The organism is Betaproteobacteria bacterium (assembly GCA_009377585.1).
GTDB lineage: Bacteria > Pseudomonadota > Gammaproteobacteria > Burkholderiales > WYBJ01 > WYBJ01.
In genome coordinates this window covers 3,259-5,359 of record WHTS01000212.1, presented here as the reverse complement: position 1 = coordinate 5,359, position 2,101 = coordinate 3,259, and the positions used below count along the sequence as shown (strand labels likewise).

General features: G+C 64.9%; 1 pseudogene. It reads right to left on the bottom strand.

Features of this window, described 5'->3' with window-relative positions:
• Positions 1-2,018, bottom strand: a pseudogene (locus GEV05_30340) (helicase).
• Positions 2,019-2,101 lie beyond the last annotated feature (83 nt).

Genomic DNA, 2,101 nt, shown 5'->3' with positions numbered 1-2,101 from the left:
TCCATGCAGGGTGAGCGAAAGCCGTGGCGCGGGCAGTATCCGGTGACCTGCCCGAACAGCATCTGCGTCTTGCCGTTCCAGGGCATCTGCGCGAACTTGTCGACCGTCGCGATCAGGAGCGCCGGCAGCCGCCGATAGATCTCTTCATCGACCGTCAGGACCGGGATGCCTTCATCAGGTGCCTTGGTGCGGCCGAACTCGCATTGGCCGATGGGATCGCTGCAGTAGGTGAACACGCGCGCTCGACCCTGCTGAAATGTCTCGACGCGCACATCCCGGCCGGTATCGAGCGAACCGCCGCACCACGGACAATTCGTCAATTGCAGCGGCGAACCGGTGCCGCTGCCGGCGCCTGCCCCTCGGCCCTGGAGAATCGAATGATGGGCATCGTCGATCGAGTTGGGCGTGGTTCTTTGTCCGACCCATAGGCCGACACGAAACGGCTCGGTCCCCCACGTCTCCGCATCGGCGCGTCGGATCACTTCACAGGCGCAAACGAGTGCCGATGCGCGCTGGAACTGCTGCAGCGTAAGCAGCCGCAAGGTATAGCGCATCATGACCGCCACCCCGACGTGACCGAGGCGGCCCTCGACAACGCCCTGCAGGCGGCGCACAGCCAGCGTGTACGCGGTGAGGCCCAAATACGCTTCGGTCTTGCCCCCACCGGTGGGAAACCACAGCAGGTCGGCCAGTGCCGAGCTGGCGTCGCTTCGGTCGGAATGATCGAGTCGCGTGACGCCGGGCATATTCAGGACGATGAACGCGAGCTGGAAAGGCCGCCAGGACCTGTTGCCGGGGATGTCCAGGTCGGCAAGCGAGGCGCTTGCACCCGTGCGTTTCGCTTCGGCAAGGAGCGTGTGCACGCGCTGTTGCCACATCGCCTGATTCGCAAAGCGAAAGGCACGCATGGCTACGGCATCACCCGCAAGCAGGTTGATGCCTGCTTCGATCCGTGTGCAGGCGAGCTCACACGCCTGCATCGCTTCCTCGGCAACCTGGCGATAAGGCTCCAGGCCCTCTGCCGGATCGGCAATCCGGGGGCGCTGCTGCGCGATCCACGTCTTGTAGGACGATGGCAGGATGCGCAAGGTCCGGATCACGTCCGCGTCGGCCATCTCGGACAGTACTTTCATGTCGAGGACAAGGTCGGCGAGCGCGGGAATGTCGTCCGCGGTCGGCGGCGTGGTCACCGGAACTTCGTACGCGGGCATGACGCGGGTGCAAAGCGACACGGCGGAAGTGGGCGACTCCGCAGAAGTCTCGGCGTGGACGGCAATGCCATGCCCGACCGCGAACTCCACCTGCTTGCGATACAGCATCTCGAGCGACTGCTGCTCTGCGTATTGAACGCGATCGAGCTTCGACCCGTCCCGTCGCCAATTGCGGCGGCGGAAAATAGCCGTGCCATCGGCCGCGCGCACTTCCAGCTCGGGCTGAAATACCCACGCCTCGTCCTTCAGCCGCTCGGTCTCCTGCTGACCGTTCACGAGGAAAAGACTCACGATCCAGTCGTCGCCGAGCCGGCGCACCTGCCCCTGCAGGTAGACCTCGGGCTGATTCGAATCGAGCGGTAGCGGCGAAATGTCGCCCTGGGCGAGAGCAACGGTTCTGGCGATATTGCCCATCGGATAGCGCTTCCACACGACGGTCGGGTTGCCCTTGTCCGTCGTGAGCGTCTCGCTCTTCTCGCGCAGATAGCGGCCCCAACGCGCCGTGACAAGCAGCTGTCTGGCTTGCCCATCGACGGTGCAGGTCAGGCCGATCGAAGAGGGAAACAATGAATCCGCGGCAGGCGGGCTGTCGTCGGTTACCCCGTCCTCTCCCGAAGCCTCGCCGTCCTCGGCCAAGGCATCCATCTCGGCAGCCGGGATCAGCTTGTTCTTCGGGGCGAGCATGCCGACCAGATAGCGATCGCGCGGTCGGTCGTCCGCGAACTCTTCCTCGGGACCGCCCCGCGGGCCGAGCAACTCCTTTACGACCAGGGACTCCAGCTCAATGCGAAGCTGGCGCGGGCTGGGGGCGCGCCCGGCAAGGAGACCGGGCTTCCCGCCGGACGGGTTGGGATGACCAGTTTGCGGCATTTTCTTGCGCTCCCAGATTC